Consider the following 15,248-nt stretch of genomic DNA (forward strand, 5'->3'; position numbering starts at 1 on the left):
GACAGCCGACGTTCTTTGGGATACCATTGAGTGACTCTCCGCACTAGCGGCACAAGCCATCCCCAGTGGCGTCGAATTTACAGCGTCCCCAGCGCTTCGACATCGCCGTTCGAGAGTCGAGGGCCCTCTCGAGTACCCCAGTCCCCAATGTGGGACTCGAGAGGGCCCCAATCATCTCCCCGCCGGTTTCGCTCGCAGCGGGATGCCGCTCTCTGCGCCGCGCCCGTGAATAAGCTGGAGACATGGCAGCGAAGAAGGCGAAGGCCTCGAAGAACAAGCCCGCACCCGAGGACTTCCGATCGGAAGCGCTCGCGCTCGCGCTCGAGAAGCAGGACGTCGCCGCCGTCGCCCTGGCGCTGCGCAACGGCACCACTGTCGTGCCGCTGATCTCGCCGGGTGCCCGCGACAACCCGCTCGACACCGGTGAGGTGTGGACGTACCGCGACTCGACGACCGGCGACCTCGCGCTGCTGCTCTTCAGCGACGCGAAGAACAAGCCGGCGAACCTGCCTCCCGGCGTCGGTGTCTACACGGCGGACTGGCTGCGCAAGTTCCTCGCCGCCCACCCGATCACCACCGTGTTCCTCGACATCGCCGGCCCCCACCCCATGCAGGCGGTGCCCGCGGAGCTCCTCAAGGCGCTCGACGCGTAACCGCCGGCCTGGGTGGCTGAGCCTGTCGGAGCCCTCGGGACCGACCCTTCGACAGGCTCAGGGACCCAGATAGCGGCATCCACGCTTCGTCAGAACGGCGGGATGTCGCGCTGCTCGCGCGGCGAGCGGTCGCGCGCCTTGATGTCTCGCAGCGCTCCGACGAGGGTCTTCGACCGGTCGTCGACGACCTGCTCGTAGCCGAGGCGCGCGGCCTCCGAGCGGCGCTGCGCCGCCTGGGTGACGGGACGGATCTCTCCGGCCAGGCTCAGTTCTCCCACCGCTGCGACCGTGCGCGGCACCGATGTGCGCTTCACCGACCCCGCCACGGCGATCGCGATCGCGAGATCGGCGGCCGGCTCCGTGAAGCGCACGCCGCCGACGGTCGACACGTAGACGTCGAGGTTGCTCGTCTTGACGTCGGCGCGCCTTTCGAGGATCGCCAGCACCATCGCCACGCGCGACGAGTCGACGCCGTGCACGATGCGCCGGGGGTTCGGGGCGGACGACGGCACGGTGAGCGCCTGCACCTCGACGGGCAGAGCGCGCCGCCCCTCGAGCGAGATGGCGACGCAGGTGCCCTCGGCCGTGGCGCCCTGCGACAGGAAGAGGCCCGAGGGGTCGGGCACCTCGGAGATGCCGGCGCCCGTCATCTCGAAGCATCCCACCTCGTCGGTCGGGCCGAAGCGGTTCTTGAGTGCGCGGATGAAGCGCAGCGAGGTCTCGCGGTCACCCTCGAAGTGGCAGACGACGTCGACCAGGTGCTCGAGCACGCGGGGGCCCGCGACCTGGCCGTCTTTCGTCACGTGGCCGACGATGATGATCGGCAGGCCGCGGTCCTTCGCGACCCGGATGAGCGCGGACGCGACCTCGCGCACCTGGCTCGGCTGCCCGGCCGCCCCGTCGATCTGCGACGACGACACGGTCTGGACCGAGTCGACGATGACGAGCTGCGGCTGCACCTCGTCGATGTGCCCGAGGATGGTCGCCAGGTCGGTCTCGCTCGCGAGGTAGAGCTCGTCGTGCAGGGCGCCGGTGCGCTCGGCGCGCAGTCGCACCTGGGCGGGCGATTCCTCGGCGCTCGCATAGAGAACTCGGCGTCCGGCGCGCGCCGCTTGCGCGGCGACCTCGAGCAGCAGCGTCGACTTGCCGACGCCGGGCTCGCCGCTGAGCAGGATCGCGGCTCCCGGCACGATGCCCCCGCCGAGCACCCGGTCGAATTCGCCCACGCCGCTGGTGCGCCTCGGGGCGTCTTCGGTGGTGATCTGCGTGATCGGCCGAGCAGCGCGCTCGGTGGTCGGTGCGAGGGCGGTGACCCGGCGCAGGATGCCGGTCGGTGCGGCCTGCTCCTGCACGGTTCCCCACTGCTGGCACTCGGCGCAGCGCCCCACCCACTTCGCCGTCGTCCACCCGCACTCCGTGCAGACGTACGCGGGAGGAGCGGGTTTCCGGGTGGCCATGCACCCAGGCTATCGGCGGGATCGGACATCCCTATCGGCCAGGGCATTATTCACGGCCGAACTGCCCATTCCGCCGAGACGGCGCTGGGATGATGGAGTCATGCGCAACGGCGGGCCCGTCTGCGGGCCGATCTCGACCTACTCCAGGGTGCAGCTCCTGCACCTGCTCTTCGAGGCCGGTCGCGGCCAGCGCCGGGCCGAGCTCACCATCGGCGAGCTCTGCGAAGCCACCGGTCTGCACGCGAACACGGTGCGCGAGCACCTGCAGCGTCTCATCGAGGGCGGCTACGTCATCCCGACGATCGAGCATCGCACCACCCGCGGCCGCCCGCGCACGCTGTACCGCGCCGCGACCGGCGCCCCCGACGCGTCGAGTCCGGTCGCCCGAGACAAGGCGAAGGCCGCCGCCCGTCGCGGGGACCTCATGCGACGGATGCTGCCCGCCGCAGCATCCGCTCTGGGCCGCGAGGCGACGTATCAGCTGGACGCCCTCGTCGAGCATCTGGAGGAGAGCGGCTTCGAGCCGATCGTGGACGACATCCGGCTCACGGTCGACCTGAGCCCGTGCCCGCACGCCGCGGGAAGCCCGGATGCCCGGCCGATGCTGTGCCAGGTGCATCTCGGCCTCATGCAGGGCGTGCTGAACGAGGCGGGCGGGCCGCTGACGGCCGACTGCGTGCAGGCCTCGGCGGAACCGGCCGACTGCACGGTGAGACTGACCGATCGAACAGGAGCCGCGCATGGAATGGCTTGACCCGCTCGTCCTCTCCCGGTGGCAGTTCGGGCTGACGACCGTCTACCACTACCTGTTCGTGCCGCTCACGATCGGCATGGCGCTCGTCGCGGCGATCTTCCAGACCGCGTGGGTGCGCACCGGCAAGGTCCACTACCTGCACCTGACCCGCTTCTTCGGCAAGATCTTCCTCATCAACTTCGCGATGGGCGTGGTCACCGGCATCGTGCAGGAGTTCCAGTTCGGAATGAACTGGTCGGACTACTCGCGCTTCGTCGGCGACGTGTTCGGGGCCCCGCTCGCCTTCGAGGGGCTGCTCGCCTTCTTCTTCGAGGCGACCTTCATCGGGCTGTGGATCTTCGGATGGGACAAGCTCCCGCAGAAGCTGCACCTCGCCACCATCTGGTGCGTCTCGATCGGCAGCATCCTCTCGGCGTACTTCATCATCGCGGCCAACGCGTTCATGCAGAACCCGGTCGGCTACGTCTACAACCCCGAGACGAACCGCGCCGAGCTCACCGACTTCTGGGCGCTGCTGACGAACCCCGTCGCGCTCGCCGCGTTCCCGCACACGATCTTCGGCGCGCTCATGTTCGCGGCGGGAGTCGTGATCTCAGTGTCGGCTTGGCACCTGGCTCGCGGCCAGCACTTCGACACCATGCGCATCTCGCTGAAGTTCGGCCTCTGGGCGATGATCTTCTCGACTGCGGGCGTGGTGCTCACCGGTGACCAGCTCGGGCTGGCGATGTACGCCGCGCAGCCGATGAAGATGGCGGCTGCCGAGGCGACCTTCAACACGGTCTGCGGAGCCGATGCCTCCTTCAGCCTGTTCACGCTCGGCACCCCCGACGGAAGTTCCGAGCTGTTCTCGATCCGCGTGCCGTACCTGCTGTCGCTGCTCTCGACCCACACGCTCGACGCCTGCGTGCACGGCATCAACGACCTCAACGCCGAGTACGCGCAGACCTACGCGGCCACCGGGCTGACCGAGTTCGCGCCGGTGCTGTGGATCACGTACTGGGCGTTCCGCTGGATGATCGGCCTCGGCATGGCCGCGGGCCTCGTCGCCGTGATCGGACTCTGGCTGACCCGCAAGAGCGCGAAGAAGGAACCGGCGCCGTGGATGTGGAAGCTCGCGATCTGGTCATTCCCGCTCGCGCTGTTCGCCAACATCATGGGCTGGGTCTTCACCGAGATGGGCCGGCAGCCCTGGATCGTCTTCGGACTGATGAGCACGCGCGACGGCGTCTCGCCGGGAGTCTCCGGAGTCGAGGTGCTGATCTCCCTGATCGCGTTCACCGCCATCTACGCCGCGCTCGCCGTGGTCGAGATCCGTCTCATCGTCCGTGCGGCGCAGAAGGGTCCCGACACCGAAGAGCAACCCCACGATGAGACGGCCCAGCTGCCGTCGGTCGTCTACTGAGAGGGAGGAGCATCATGGATCTCGCCACACTCTGGTTCTGGCTCGTCGGCTTCTTCTTCGTCGGCTACTTCGTGCTCGACGGCTTCGACTTCGGCGTGGGGATGTCGCTGCCGTTCCTCGGCCGGAACGACGTCTCGCGGCGGCAGGTGATCAACACGATCGGACCCATCTGGGACCTCAACGAGACCTGGGTCATCGTCGCGGGCGCCGTGCTGTTCGCATCATTCCCGGAGTGGTACGCCACGCTCTTCAGCGGCTTCTACCTGCCGCTGCTGCTGATCCTGCTCGCGCTGATCCTGCGTGGCGTCTCGTTCGAGTACCGGCACCAGCGGGAGGATGCCGCGTGGAAGCGGCGCTTCGACCGGATGATCGTGATCGGCTCGGCCGTGCCCGCGTTCCTCTGGGGCGTCGCATTCGGCAACATCGTGCAAGGAGTCGCGCTGGATGCGGACCACATCTACGTCGGCGGCTTCTTCGCCCTGCTGAACCCGTACTCGCTGCTCGTCGGCGCCACGACGCTGCTGGTGTTCTTCCTGCACGGGGTGCTGTTCGTGGCACTGAAGACCGACGGGCAGGTGCACGACGATGCGCGGCGCCTGGTGAAGATCGCTGCCGTGCCGACGATCCTCGTGGCGGCGGGTACCGTGCTGTGGACGATCGGCATCGCCTCGGGGCGTGCGGCGCCGATGCTGTTCCTGGTCGTCGTCGCGGGTGCGCTCGCCGCGGTCTCGCTGATCGCCGCGGTGCTCTTCTCGGTGCGCGGGCGCGACGGTCGGGCCTTCACCGCGGGAGCGGCGACCGTGCTGTTCGCGGTCGTGATGCTGTTCCTCGCTCTGTTCCCGTACGTCATGCCCTCGACGATCGACCCCGCGTTCAGCCTCACGATCGCCAACGCGTCGAGCACGCCGTATACGCTGCAGATCATGAGCTGGACCGCGCTGATCGCCCTCCCGCTGGTCATCGCGTACCAGAGCTGGACGTACTGGATCTTCCGCAAGCGCGTCACCCGCTCCTCCATCGAGGCGGCACCGGCGCACGCATGAAACCCGTCGATCCGCGGCTGCTGCGCTACGCGGGTGCCGCGCGGGGGTTCCTCGCGGCATCCGCGCTGATCGGCGTGGTGCAGACGGCCGTGACGATCGCGTTCGCCTGGTTGCTGACGGATGCCGTCACCGGCGCGCTCGCGGGGCGGAACGTGACGTCGTCGCTGCTGTGGCTGCTCGCGGCGGCGCTGCTGCGCGGCATCCTGATCGCGGCGTCGGATGCGGCCGGTACCCGTGCGGCGGCGAAGACGGGGATGCAGCTGCGAGCGGCGTTGATCGCGGCCGTGGGTCGCCTGGGGCCGGGGTGGCTGGGTCAGCGGAACCAGACCGCGCTCGCGGTGACCGCCGGCCACGGGCTCGAGGCGCTCGACGCGTACTTCGCCCGGTACATCCCGCAGCTCGTGCTCACCGTGATCGCGACGCCGGTGATCGTCGCGGTGATGTGGTGGCAGGACTGGCCGAGCGGACTGACCGCGATCATCACGCTGCCGCTGATCCCGCTGTTCCTGATCCTCATCGGCATCGCGACGCGCACCGTGCAGACCCGGCAGTGGCAGACGCTGCAGCGGTTGGCGGTGCGGTTCGCCGACACGGTGCAGGGGCTCTCGACGCTGCGGCTGTTCGGGCGCGAGCAGCGGGCGGCCGACCGCATCGAGACGACCGCGGACGAGTATCGCCGCGAGACCATGAAGGTGCTGCGGTTCTCGTTCCTGTCGGGCTTCGCGATGGAGCTGCTGGCCTCGCTCGCGGTCGCACTGATCGCGGTGGCTGTGGGGTTCCGGCTGCTGTCCGGCGACCTGTCGCTCGAGGTCGGGCTGTTCGTGCTGCTGCTCGCGCCCGAGGCGTTCCTGCCGATCCGCCAGGTCGGGGTGCAGTTCCACGCGGCGGCCGAGGGGGTTGCGGCGACCGAAGACGTGTTCGAGGTGCTCGATGCGGCGGGGTCTCAGCCGGCGCTCGTTCACAATTCAGTCAGAACTTCGGCCGGCGGGTGGGACTCGGGCCTTTCCGCCCCGGTGACGGCAGTTCTGACTGAATCCTGCACGGACGACCGCGGGCTCGTGGTCGCCGACCTCCGCGTGCGCGACCTTCCGCCCGTCTCGTTCACCGCCGAACCCGGCGCGATCACGCTGATCGAGGGGCCGAGCGGCGCGGGGAAGTCGAGCCTGCTGGCCGCGCTGCGCGGTGCGACCCGGTTCGACGGCCGCGCGGTCTTCGCGGGCCGTGACGTCCGCGAACTCGAACCGGCCGCGTGGCTGGCGTGGGCGGGGCAGCAGGCCGGCCTGCTGCGGGGAACGGTCGCGGAGAACGTGGCACTCGGCGACCCGGAGCCCGATTCGCTCCGTGTCCGATCGGCGCTGGATGCCGCCTGCGCGGACACGATCCGGCCGGAGCAACTGCTCGGAGTGCAGGGTGCCGGCCTGTCGGGCGGGCAGGCGCAGCGCGTCGCCGTCGCCCGGGCGCTGTACCGGCACACCTCCGATCCTCGGCGGGTGCTCGCGCTGGATGAGCCGTCGAGCGCGCTCGACCCCGACACGGAAGCGCGGCTGTGGCGTTCGCTGCGCGAGCGGGCGGATGCCGGCGCCACGATCCTGCTCGTCTCGCACCGCCGGTCGGCGCGGCACATCGCGGATCAAGTCGTGGCGTTGGGGGTGAGCGCATGACCCTTCGACAGGCTCAGGGAACCCGGCGTGAGGCCGGCGCGCGGGTACGAGAGGTGCTGCGGCTCGCGCAGCCGCCGGCGCGGCGGTTCCTGCCCGGCCTCGTCTGGGGTGCGCTGTCTGCTGCGGCCGCCGTCAGCCTGCTCGCGGTCAGCGGCTGGCTCATCGTGAGCGCGTCGATCGTCGACTCGCTCGTGCCGCTGTCGATCGCCGTCGTCGGAGTGAGGTTCTTCGCGGTGTCGCGCGCGGTGACGCGCTACCTGGAGCGGCTGAGCGGGCACGACGCGGCGCTCCGGCAGCTCGCCGTGACCCGGGCCGACCTGGTGCGCCGCCTCGTGCCGCTGTCGCCCGCCGGCCTCGGCTCGACCGATCGCGGACAGGTGCTCGCCGCCCTCGTCGACGACGTGGAGAACCTGCAGAACCTTCCGCTCCGCGTGGTGCAGCCGCTCGCCGTCGCCGGTGTCGTGGCGGTCGGCGCGGTGGGGTTCATCGCCTTCGTGTCGCCGTCGGCCGCGCTGACGCTCGCGGTCTGCCTGCTCGTCGCGGCGGCCGCGGCGATCGGGCTCGGATGGATGATCGGCTCGCGTGCCGAGGCGCTCGTCTCAGCTCGTCGCGCAGACCTTTCGGCCGCGCTCGTCGACTATCTCGGCAGTCTCGACGTGCTCCTCGCGTACGGCGCCGAGGCACAGGCGCGCGTCCGCATCGCCGCTGCCGATGCCGACCTCCGTCGCGTGGTCGCCCGGGCATCGCTCGCGCAGGCGATCGCCGCGGGAGTGGTGTCGGCCGTCGCCGGTGCTGCCTCGGTGTGGGCGCTCGCCGCCGCGGCGCCGGGCCTCGCCGCCGGAGCGATCGACGGGCCGTGGCTGGCCGTCGTCGTGCTCGTGCCGATGGTCGTGTTCGAGATCTTCGGAGCGGTGCCGGTGGCCGCGGCATCCTGGCGCAGCGTGCGGTCGAGTGCGCAACGCATCGTCGACGTGCTGCCGGAGCGGATGCCGGACGAGCTGCGTCCGGACGCGGGGGAGAAGACGGGCGGGTCTGACAGCACGATCAACACCGCACCGACCCTGCGGATGCGCGGAGTCCGCGCGCACTGGCCGGGCGGTGCGCCGGCGCTGAAGGGCGTCGACCTCGACCTCCGGCCGGGCGAGCGGGTGCTCGTGGCAGGTCCGAGCGGGGCGGGGAAGAGCTCGCTCGCGGCGGTGCTGGTCGGGTTCCTGCGGGTCGAGGGCGAGTACCTCCTCGACGGCCACGATGCGGCGGCCATCTCCGGCCCGGCCCTGCGGCGCACGATCGGCCTGTGCGAGCAGAGTCCGCAGCTGTTCGACGAGGACATCCGCCAGAACCTGCTGTTCGCGCGCGACACCGCGACCGACGAAGAGCTGCTGGACGTGCTCGACCGCGTGGGCCTGGGGGAGTGGGCGCGGGAGCGCGGCGGCCTCGACGCCAGGGTCGGCGAACGCGGCGCGCTGGTCTCGGGCGGTCAGGCGCAGCGCATCGCCCTCGCCCGTGCGTTGCTGCGCGGGTTCCCGGTGCTGGTGCTCGACGAGCCGACCGCAGGTGTCGATCCCGCGGCATCCGATGCGCTGCTGCGCGACCTGCTCGGCGCGACCGGCGAGCAGTCGGTGCTGCTGATCTCGCACGTCGAACCGCCGTCGGGGACGGTCGATCGTGTGGTGCGGCTGGAGGACGGCCGGACCGTGTGACGCGGCGACCTGGTCAGCCGTAGAGCGGCGTCGGCGGCTCCATCACGATGCCTTGGGCCTCGAACGCCCGGCGGCGCTCCTCGATGCGGCGGTGCAGCTCGACCTGCGCATCGTCGACGAACTGCGCATCCAACTCGACGGTCGCGGGGTGCGGGTCGCCGTGGTGCGCCGCGATGTACGCGTCGAGTTCGGGTCCGCTCGTCCACGAGGTGATCAGGGCGTAGCGCGGAGCGGTCCCCCGGTGCCAGACCGCGTGCCAGAAGCGCTGCGTGTCGACGACGATCCGCGAGCCTGCACGCAGCGGCAGCCGTATCTCGGTCGCCGGGTCGAACCGGTCGGATCGCAGGAGCAGCATCGATTCGGTGTCGTCGGACAGGTTGAAGAACCCGCGCACGACCCAGCCCGTGCCCTCGTCGTTGAGGCGGTTGTTGTCGTCCTGGTGCAGGTTGTAGACGGCGTCGGCGTACTCGTTCGGCTGCAGCTCGATGACGCGGCAGCGGCCGACGCCGGCACCCGGCTCGAGCGCCCACTGCTGCAGGGTCGGGGCGGTCGCGACCTGCGAGGGGATCCAGACGCCGTCCTTGTCGGTGCGTGGGGGAGTGTGGTTCCAGAAGCCGTTGCAGTCCACGGCGCCCGCGTAGCTGGTCAGCGGCGCGAAGCGCGTGATGCCCGAGGACCGCCAGCGCACGTACTCCAGATCCCGCCATTCGGACGGATCGGCGGTGACGGCCTGATCGTCGAGGACAACGTAGCCGGTGTCGGCCAGCGCGTCGGACGTGATGAAGCCCATGGTGCGCATCCTTCCATCGGGGTGCTTAGGCCATCCTAACTCGGGAGGCCTCGCCGTTGTCGGAGGGTGCGCCGGAGAAAACCGACGGAACAGCCTCCGCCGATATTCTGGAGCGATGACTCAGCCGCAGGGAGCCCTCCTCGTGGGCAGCGTGAACTTCGACGATGCCGAGACCACCATCCGCACCGCGGCTGCGCTGCTCGGTCCGCAGTTGCGACGCATCCCCGATGGGGAGGTCGGCAAGCGGTTCCACTGGATCATGTTCCAGCCCGACGTGATCGGTCAGGCCGACGGCATCGAGCGCGTCGGCGACCAGCCGATCCCGTTCCCCGCCGGCATCGATGCGCGCGGACTGCGCATCGCCGAGGGAACGGATGCTGCCGCCATCGAGCTCCCGCCACTGGGTTACGCCGCGGCCGCGATCGAGTCGTACGCCATGTTCACACGCCTGCGCGAGGAAGGTGCCGTGGTTCCCGGCATCCGCTTCCAGGTGTCGCTGCCGACGCCGCTCGCCGTCATCTCCTCGTTCTTCGGCGGCGACGACCGTGCGGACATCGAGCCGGTCTACACCGCCGCCATCCTGCGTGAGCTCGACGAGATCCTCGCGGCGATCCCGCACGACGACCTCGCCGTGCAGTGGGACGTCGCGAGTGAGATGGGCATCCTCGAGCGCGCCGCCTGGTACGGGGCGGTGATGGAGGCGTGGTGGCCGGGTGACCCGTTCGACGGTCTGGTGTCGCGGCTCGCGGACCTCATCGACGCCGTGCCATCCGACGTCGAGGTCGGCGTGCACCTCTGCTACGGCGACGCGGGGGAGAAGCACTTCTTCGAGCCGACGGATGCCGGAAACCTCGTCCGCTACGCGAATGCGGTGGTCGCGGCATCCGCCCGGGAGATCACCTGGCTGCACCTGCCCGTGCCGATCGAGCGCGACGACGAGGGCTACTTCGCGCCGCTCGCCTCGCTGGTCCCGGTCGCCGAGCTGTACCTCGGGCTCGTGCACCGCGAGGACGGCGCAGAGGGTGCGGCGCGACGGGTCGCCGCCGCACCCGCCTTCGTGTCGGGGTTCGGCGTCGCGACCGAGTGCGGCATCGGACGGGCTCCGGCCGGGTCGACCGAGGGCATCCTTCGCACGCACGCCGAGGTCGCCTCCGCCTGGTGAGTGATCCGGTGGCCGGTGGATTCGCGCACACGGCCCGTCTCGCGTAAGCTATTCCGCGGTGACGTGTCCGAGCGGCCGAAGGTGCAACTCTCGAAAAGTTGTGTAGGGTAACCCCCTACCGTGGGTTCAAATCCCACCGTCACCGCCATGGAAACCCCCTCTTCGTGAGGGGGTTTTTCCGTGTCGACCCACACGAACGACCCCGCGCATGCGAACGCGCCTCGCGACGGCGCGCACCGACATCGACCGGGCGGGACAATGCCGCCACTCGGGTGCTCCAGCACAGGGGAAGCCAGGTCGTGCCATCCTGAATGAGAACCGAAAGGCACGGTCATGGACCCGATTCTCCCGAGCCAGGGCAATGCGCCGGCTCCCATGCTGCAGGACGTGCGCGGCTCAGGCAAGCGTGCCATCAACTACTTTCACGTGATCGTCAGCGACGCGTCGATCGGCACGTCGGGTCGACGGGAGGTGCAGTTGATCGGCGCCGACGATGCGGACTCGCTCCGCGTCCCGCTTTCGTACGACGCGTTCGAGGTGGAGATCGACGACATCTCCACGGAGCGTGGCAGCTCGCAGGTCCGGAAGATGATCACCGGAGCTGTCGCTCGTTTCGGCCTCTCCCTCGACCCTTCCTCCTGGTTCAGTCGGGAAGGCGACGAGGGACAGGTGGTTGCTGTCCGGCGCGGCCAATAGAGGCGAGTAGTCAGGGCGTTCGTCATCCTCGCCACTCACACGTCGCGGCGCTGAGCCCTGGCTCTCTCCCTCGGCGGCGACGGCTCCGGAAAGTAATGCCGCTCGGTGGGCTCACCGTCGACATGCGCCCGGGCGGCTGCCTGGATCTCGCGATCGCGTCCGGTCAGTCGCTGCGTCTGCTGCCGACGGTACTCTCCCCACGAGGGGACCATGAAGGACTCGAGCAGCACGTCCTGCTCCTCGCCGCTGCGGAGAAGCGTCCATCGGTAGCCGCCGGTGCGACGCCGGGAGCTCTCGACCAGCCGCATCGCTTTCCGGAACGGATCGATGTTGTCGGCGGACACGGTGTAGGCGATCTGCACGAGCACGGGTCCGTCGGTCGGCTGGGGCTCGTGGACGAGAGTCGGCGTCGGCCACGACATCGAGACGGTGCGGTCCACGGTGCTGGTGCCGGGCAGAAGCGGCCACCACAGCACACTGGCCGCGACGATGACGAGAAGCACCGCGGCCACGGCGAGCGAGGTCGTCGTGCCGAAGGCTCCGGCCAGCGCGCCCCAGCCGAACGAACCGGCGGCCATCGTCCCCATGAAGACGAGGATGTAGATCGACGCTCCGCGTGATCGCACCCACTGCGGAAGGGTCAGCTGGAGGGCGGCGTTCAGCACCGTGAGCGTGCCGATCCAGGCAACGCCGGCGAGGACGAGCAGCACGAGCATCGGTGCGAACGGCAGCCATGCCGCCGCGAGGGTCCCGCCGGCGAACAGCAGCGCGCTCACGGCGATCACCGCGTTGTCCGAAAATCTCTTCCGGGCGACGGGCAGGACGAAGATGCCGAGCACAGCGCCGATGCCGAGTGCGCCGAGAAGGAACCCGTACCCGCTCGAGGTGAGGCCCAGCCGAGAGGCCGTCACCGGAAGCAACGCCCACAGCCCGCTGGCGGGAAGAGCGAAGAGGGCGGATCGCAGAAGGATGCGGCGTACGAGGTGGGCGGATGCGACGTACCGCACGCCCGCTCGCAGCGCGGCCGTGAACGGTTCGCGGTCATCGAGTCCGCTCTGCGGAGGCCGCCGCCACAACCAGAGTGCGATGACTGCCGCGACGAAGCTGAGCGCGTTGATGCCGAAGACCACGGCGACGCCGAACAACGACAGCAGCACCCCGGCCAGAGCGGGGCCGACAGCGCGGGCGCCGTTCACGGTCACACCACCGAGCGCGGACGAAGCGCCGATGAGCGGGCGGGGGACGAGTTCGGGTTGGATCGCCTGCCAGGCCGGAGACGTCAGCGTGGAGGTGATCCCGAGCAGGAACGTGAAGCCCAGGATGGTCCAGGGGGTCAGTGCGTTCAGAACGGCGATGACCGTCAGCACCGCGGCGATCACAGCGCTCGCCGCGGATCCCCAGATCAGCAGCTTCCGGCGATCGAGGGAATCGGCGAACACCCCGGCGGGGAGCGCGAACAGCACAGCCGGCGCCAGGCTCGCGGTCTGCACGAGGGAGATGATCGTCGCTCCGGCGGCCGCGTCGACGAGGTACCACTGTGCTCCGACCGTCTGCATCCAGGTGCCGATGTTGCTCCCCAGCTGCGCGAACCACAGCATGCGGAACGCCGGGATGGCGAGCGGCGCCCAAGCGGAGGCGGCGGTGGGCTTCGGCAGATCAGGGGAAGAGGTCATCGGTGCGCGTCCGCTCGGTCGGAGTCGAGTCGAGCATCAGCGTATAGCCCTCGATCGCGGGAGGTCGACGAGCGCCAGGATGCTGTCAGTCCTCTGCGGCGTCGATGAGCTCGAGCAGCTTGCGCAGCTCATCCCTGATCTCGGTGTGGTCGTACTGCCCCGCCCGGCTCTCGCCCGAGATGACGCCGGACCGACGCACCTTGTCGAAGTCGCCGAACGGGAAGCTGTAGGCCTGCTTCGTCTCGGGATTCTCGCTCTTGTCGATGCCGAGGTGCCAGTGGGAGAACTCGGTCCAGCCGTGCTTCTCGATGAACCGGTTCTCGTCCGCTGCGCTGGGCGCCGCCTCGGACCAGTCGTCGCGCTCGTCTCTGACGACCTTGCCGTCGCGGACGAGGGAACGGGCGTGCTTCAGTGCGGGGCGGTTCAGTTCGATAGCCATGGCGAAACGCTAGGCGGGCCGGCGAGCTCGCTGGAACCCCTTGACGACGGGAAGAAACGGCCGCGCGTGCCAGGATCGCGTGCTCGCCTAAGGCCTAGTGCCCGAGGCGCAGGGAATGTACTGTCTGGCCATGTACCGAATCCGCGGAACGCTTCAGCCGTCGGGCGATTCTTTTGAGACGCTTGCGGCGAGCTTCGTCAATCAGGGGCTGCGGCCTTCCGCCGACAACCTGGTCGAAGAATCGTTTGCGCTCTCAGAGAGGGCAGCTTCCGCGCAGCATCTGCGCCCACCAGAATCCGACTCCTCCGAGGACCTATTTCGGCGACTGGTCGAGCTGTGGGGGCGGACGGTCTGAACGAGCATCTCCTAAGGCGAGCCCTGTCCGACGCTTACGATTCTGACGTCGTGCTGGGAGAGACCGTGCAGACCACGAGCCCACTGGGCGAATTGTTCAACCCGGAGGGCATCGGGATGTGGAAAGGGAACATCGACGCGGGGTGGGCTTTGGCCTTCGGCCCGGAAAACGTCCCCTCCGGCTTCCGGCTGGAGGCCATGCGTCGAGGAATAGTTCGGTGGAGTCTCGAGGGCTTTGGTGCGGCAGCTTTTCTCCGTCACGCCTTCATCGTCCCGGTTCGGGAGGGCGGGCGTGCTGTGGAGATCGAAGAGGTGGAAACTGAGGAACTTCTAGTCGATCGTGCTGCGATAATCGACCAACTCCGACCGTTCGGCGTGGCGGGTCTTCGGCCGACCTTGCTTCTCCGTGTGTATGAGGGTTCCAACACGCGGGTCACGGACCTCACGTTGATTCAACGCGCTGGCAGGTGGCTGCTTCCGAGGAAGGCGCTGGTGAGGGGAGCGGTGCTCGTCGGTCGAGTTTGTTGGACCGTGGGGGCCGAGTCGCAAGCGCTAGCCGACCCGACTGCCGAATGGCGGTTGTCTCGCGCCACCCTGAGGTCGTTGCCGTGGCGGGCCGCCACCGAAGCACCGGAACTCGGCGCGCTTGAGCCCGGCACGCTGGGCCCGGATACACATCTGCTCGTGGCCGTGCATGGCACGATGGCGTGTGCCATCCCGATGGCGCGTGAGATCGAGCGGATCCGAGGGAGAAACAGGGGATTCCTGACGCGCTTCGAGCACGACACGTGGTTGCCCGTACTCACGAACGCCCGGAGCCTGAGCGCTGCCATAGCAGCGGTCGGCGTCAAGCGAGTGACACTGGTCGCCCACTCGCGTGGAGGACTCGTCGCGCTCCTCGCCATGGGATTGCTCAGGCGGGAGACTCCGGACATTCGTGCCGACCTGCTCGCCCTCGGGACCCCGTTCGGCGGCACACCTGTCATCACGAGCGCCGCAGGCGGTCTCCTCGGGGCGCTCACGCTCATCGGCTCCTTGGAAACCTTCTCCGGGATGGGGTTCGATCTGGTGACACGCCTCTCGGGCTTCGTGATTCGCGGTCAACTTCCGGCAGGGCTCCGCGATATGTCCGAGACGGATTCTGCGGCACTCCTACTGATCCGAGAGTTCTTCACGAGCGAAAATCTCGATGTGCGAGCGTTTGGCGGCCGGATGGCGCCGGACGCGCCAACCGACAGTTTCGCTGTGAAGATGATCTCAGGGTTCACAGACCGCTCGTTCCGAGGTGCTGACGGCCAGACGCAATCCGACAACGACTATGTCGTCCCGACAATATCTGCGCTTCGATACACCGCGGAACAGGAGGTCATCGAGTCGGACCACTTTTCGTACCTGACCAAATCCGAGGTGGTTGCCGCTCTAAAGGCGATGGAGCCGAGCGGCGCGAGGTGGTAGACGTAAGAG

Annotated in this window: 14 protein-coding genes and 1 tRNA gene; 11 read left to right on the plus strand and 4 right to left on the minus strand. The window is 69.1% G+C overall.

What is annotated here, in order from left to right:
- Positions 1–242: 242 nt before the first annotated feature.
- Positions 243–653, plus strand: a complete 411-nt coding sequence (locus QFZ21_RS16350; RefSeq protein ID WP_307379676.1) for a dehydrogenase — start codon at positions 243–245, stop codon at positions 651–653.
- Between the two features lie 89 nt (positions 654–742).
- Here the strand turns inward: QFZ21_RS16350 and radA are convergent, their stop codons facing one another.
- Entirely contained in the window at positions 743–2,110 is a 1,368-nt protein-coding gene (radA, locus tag QFZ21_RS16355; protein WP_307379677.1) for a DNA repair protein RadA, read from the minus strand.
- A 100-nt stretch (positions 2,111–2,210) separates the two neighbouring features.
- On the opposite strand from radA, the gene QFZ21_RS16360 reads away from it, so the two are divergent.
- Genes QFZ21_RS16360 through cydC form a run of 5 tightly spaced genes read left to right on the plus strand, consistent with a single transcriptional unit; the run spans position 2,211 to position 8,670 of the window.
- Positions 2,211–2,864 carry a metalloregulator ArsR/SmtB family transcription factor gene (locus tag QFZ21_RS16360; RefSeq protein WP_307379678.1) on the plus strand — a complete coding sequence of 218 codons (654 nt, stop codon included), beginning with the start codon at positions 2,211–2,213 and terminating at the stop codon, positions 2,862–2,864.
- Complete coding sequence (locus tag QFZ21_RS16365; RefSeq protein ID WP_307379679.1) at positions 2,851–4,266, plus strand: cytochrome ubiquinol oxidase subunit I; 1,416 nt, start codon at positions 2,851–2,853, stop codon at positions 4,264–4,266. Before QFZ21_RS16360 ends, QFZ21_RS16365 begins: the two co-directional genes overlap by 14 nt.
- A gap of 14 nt (positions 4,267–4,280) precedes the next feature.
- Positions 4,281–5,309 carry a cytochrome d ubiquinol oxidase subunit II gene (gene cydB, locus QFZ21_RS16370; protein ID WP_307379680.1) on the plus strand — a complete coding sequence of 343 codons (1,029 nt, stop codon included), beginning with the start codon at positions 4,281–4,283 and terminating at the stop codon, positions 5,307–5,309.
- Entirely contained in the window at positions 5,306–6,970 is a 1,665-nt protein-coding gene (gene cydD, locus QFZ21_RS16375) for a thiol reductant ABC exporter subunit CydD (protein WP_307379683.1), read from the plus strand. Before cydB ends, cydD begins: the two co-directional genes overlap by 4 nt.
- The gene (cydC, locus tag QFZ21_RS16380) at positions 6,967–8,670 is read left to right on the plus strand and encodes a thiol reductant ABC exporter subunit CydC (RefSeq protein ID WP_307379685.1); all 1,704 of its coding nucleotides are present in this window, start codon (positions 6,967–6,969) and stop codon (positions 8,668–8,670) included. The genes cydD and cydC overlap by 4 nt, the downstream gene beginning before the upstream one ends.
- A 13-nt stretch (positions 8,671–8,683) precedes the next feature.
- Here cydC and QFZ21_RS16385 read toward each other — a convergent pair whose 3' ends face one another.
- The gene (locus QFZ21_RS16385) at positions 8,684–9,460 is read right to left on the minus strand and encodes a hypothetical protein (protein WP_307379687.1); all 777 of its coding nucleotides are present in this window, start codon (positions 9,458–9,460) and stop codon (positions 8,684–8,686) included.
- Positions 9,461–9,575: 115 nt separating this feature from the next.
- On the opposite strand from QFZ21_RS16385, the gene QFZ21_RS16390 reads away from it, so the two are divergent.
- The 3 genes from QFZ21_RS16390 to QFZ21_RS16400 all read left to right on the plus strand — a co-directional run bounded on the left by QFZ21_RS16390 (position 9,576) and on the right by QFZ21_RS16400 (position 11,318).
- Positions 9,576–10,622 carry a hypothetical protein gene (locus QFZ21_RS16390; protein ID WP_307379688.1) on the plus strand — a complete coding sequence of 349 codons (1,047 nt, stop codon included), beginning with the start codon at positions 9,576–9,578 and terminating at the stop codon, positions 10,620–10,622.
- A 57-nt stretch (positions 10,623–10,679) separates the two neighbouring features.
- Positions 10,680–10,770, plus strand: a tRNA-Ser gene (locus tag QFZ21_RS16395).
- A gap of 185 nt (positions 10,771–10,955) precedes the next feature.
- On the plus strand, positions 10,956–11,318 hold the full coding sequence (locus tag QFZ21_RS16400) for a hypothetical protein (protein ID WP_307379691.1): 363 nt from the start codon (positions 10,956–10,958) through the stop codon (positions 11,316–11,318).
- Positions 11,319–11,353: 35 nt separating this feature from the next.
- On the opposite strand, the gene QFZ21_RS16405 is transcribed toward QFZ21_RS16400, so the two are convergent.
- Positions 11,354–12,991: an MFS transporter gene (locus QFZ21_RS16405; protein WP_307379693.1), complete on the minus strand. Its 1,638-nt coding sequence runs from the start codon at positions 12,989–12,991 to the stop codon at positions 11,354–11,356.
- An 85-nt stretch (positions 12,992–13,076) separates the two neighbouring features.
- Complete coding sequence (locus QFZ21_RS16410; protein ID WP_307379695.1) at positions 13,077–13,430, minus strand: hypothetical protein; 354 nt, start codon at positions 13,428–13,430, stop codon at positions 13,077–13,079.
- Between the two features lie 130 nt (positions 13,431–13,560).
- On the opposite strand from QFZ21_RS16410, the gene QFZ21_RS16415 reads away from it, so the two are divergent.
- Both QFZ21_RS16415 and QFZ21_RS16420 read left to right on the plus strand, forming a co-directional pair.
- Positions 13,561–13,785, plus strand: a complete 225-nt coding sequence (locus tag QFZ21_RS16415) for a hypothetical protein (protein WP_307379698.1) — start codon at positions 13,561–13,563, stop codon at positions 13,783–13,785.
- A gap of 50 nt (positions 13,786–13,835) precedes the next feature.
- The gene (locus QFZ21_RS16420) at positions 13,836–15,239 is read left to right on the plus strand and encodes a triacylglycerol lipase (RefSeq protein WP_307379700.1); all 1,404 of its coding nucleotides are present in this window, start codon (positions 13,836–13,838) and stop codon (positions 15,237–15,239) included.
- Positions 15,240–15,248 lie beyond the last annotated feature (9 nt).

The sequence above is a fragment of the Microbacterium sp. W4I20 genome (assembly GCF_030816505.1).
In the GTDB taxonomy this organism is placed as follows: Bacteria; Actinomycetota; Actinomycetes; order Actinomycetales; family Microbacteriaceae; genus Microbacterium.

Excerpts from the sequence above, each read along its gene's own strand:
- QFZ21_RS16415 (WP_307379698.1), top strand. The coding sequence starts at position 13,561 with ATGTACCGAATCCGCGGAACGCTTCAGCCGTCGGGCGATTCTTTTGAG.
- radA (WP_307379677.1), bottom strand. The coding sequence starts at position 2,110 with ATGGCCACCCGGAAACCCGCTCCTCCCGCGTACGTCTGCACGGAGTGC.
- cydD (WP_307379683.1), top strand. The coding sequence starts at position 5,306 with ATGAAACCCGTCGATCCGCGGCTGCTGCGCTACGCGGGTGCCGCGCGG.
- QFZ21_RS16390 (WP_307379688.1), top strand. The coding sequence starts at position 9,576 with ATGACTCAGCCGCAGGGAGCCCTCCTCGTGGGCAGCGTGAACTTCGAC.
- QFZ21_RS16410 (WP_307379695.1), bottom strand. The coding sequence starts at position 13,430 with ATGGCTATCGAACTGAACCGCCCCGCACTGAAGCACGCCCGTTCCCTC.
- cydB (WP_307379680.1), top strand. The coding sequence starts at position 4,281 with ATGGATCTCGCCACACTCTGGTTCTGGCTCGTCGGCTTCTTCTTCGTC.
- QFZ21_RS16360 (WP_307379678.1), top strand. The coding sequence starts at position 2,211 with ATGCGCAACGGCGGGCCCGTCTGCGGGCCGATCTCGACCTACTCCAGG.
- cydC (WP_307379685.1), top strand. The coding sequence starts at position 6,967 with ATGACCCTTCGACAGGCTCAGGGAACCCGGCGTGAGGCCGGCGCGCGG.
- QFZ21_RS16365 (WP_307379679.1), top strand. The coding sequence starts at position 2,851 with ATGGAATGGCTTGACCCGCTCGTCCTCTCCCGGTGGCAGTTCGGGCTG.
- QFZ21_RS16385 (WP_307379687.1), bottom strand. The coding sequence starts at position 9,460 with ATGGGCTTCATCACGTCCGACGCGCTGGCCGACACCGGCTACGTTGTC.
- QFZ21_RS16400 (WP_307379691.1), top strand. The coding sequence starts at position 10,956 with ATGGACCCGATTCTCCCGAGCCAGGGCAATGCGCCGGCTCCCATGCTG.
- QFZ21_RS16350 (WP_307379676.1), top strand. The coding sequence starts at position 243 with ATGGCAGCGAAGAAGGCGAAGGCCTCGAAGAACAAGCCCGCACCCGAG.
- QFZ21_RS16405 (WP_307379693.1), bottom strand. The coding sequence starts at position 12,991 with ATGACCTCTTCCCCTGATCTGCCGAAGCCCACCGCCGCCTCCGCTTGG.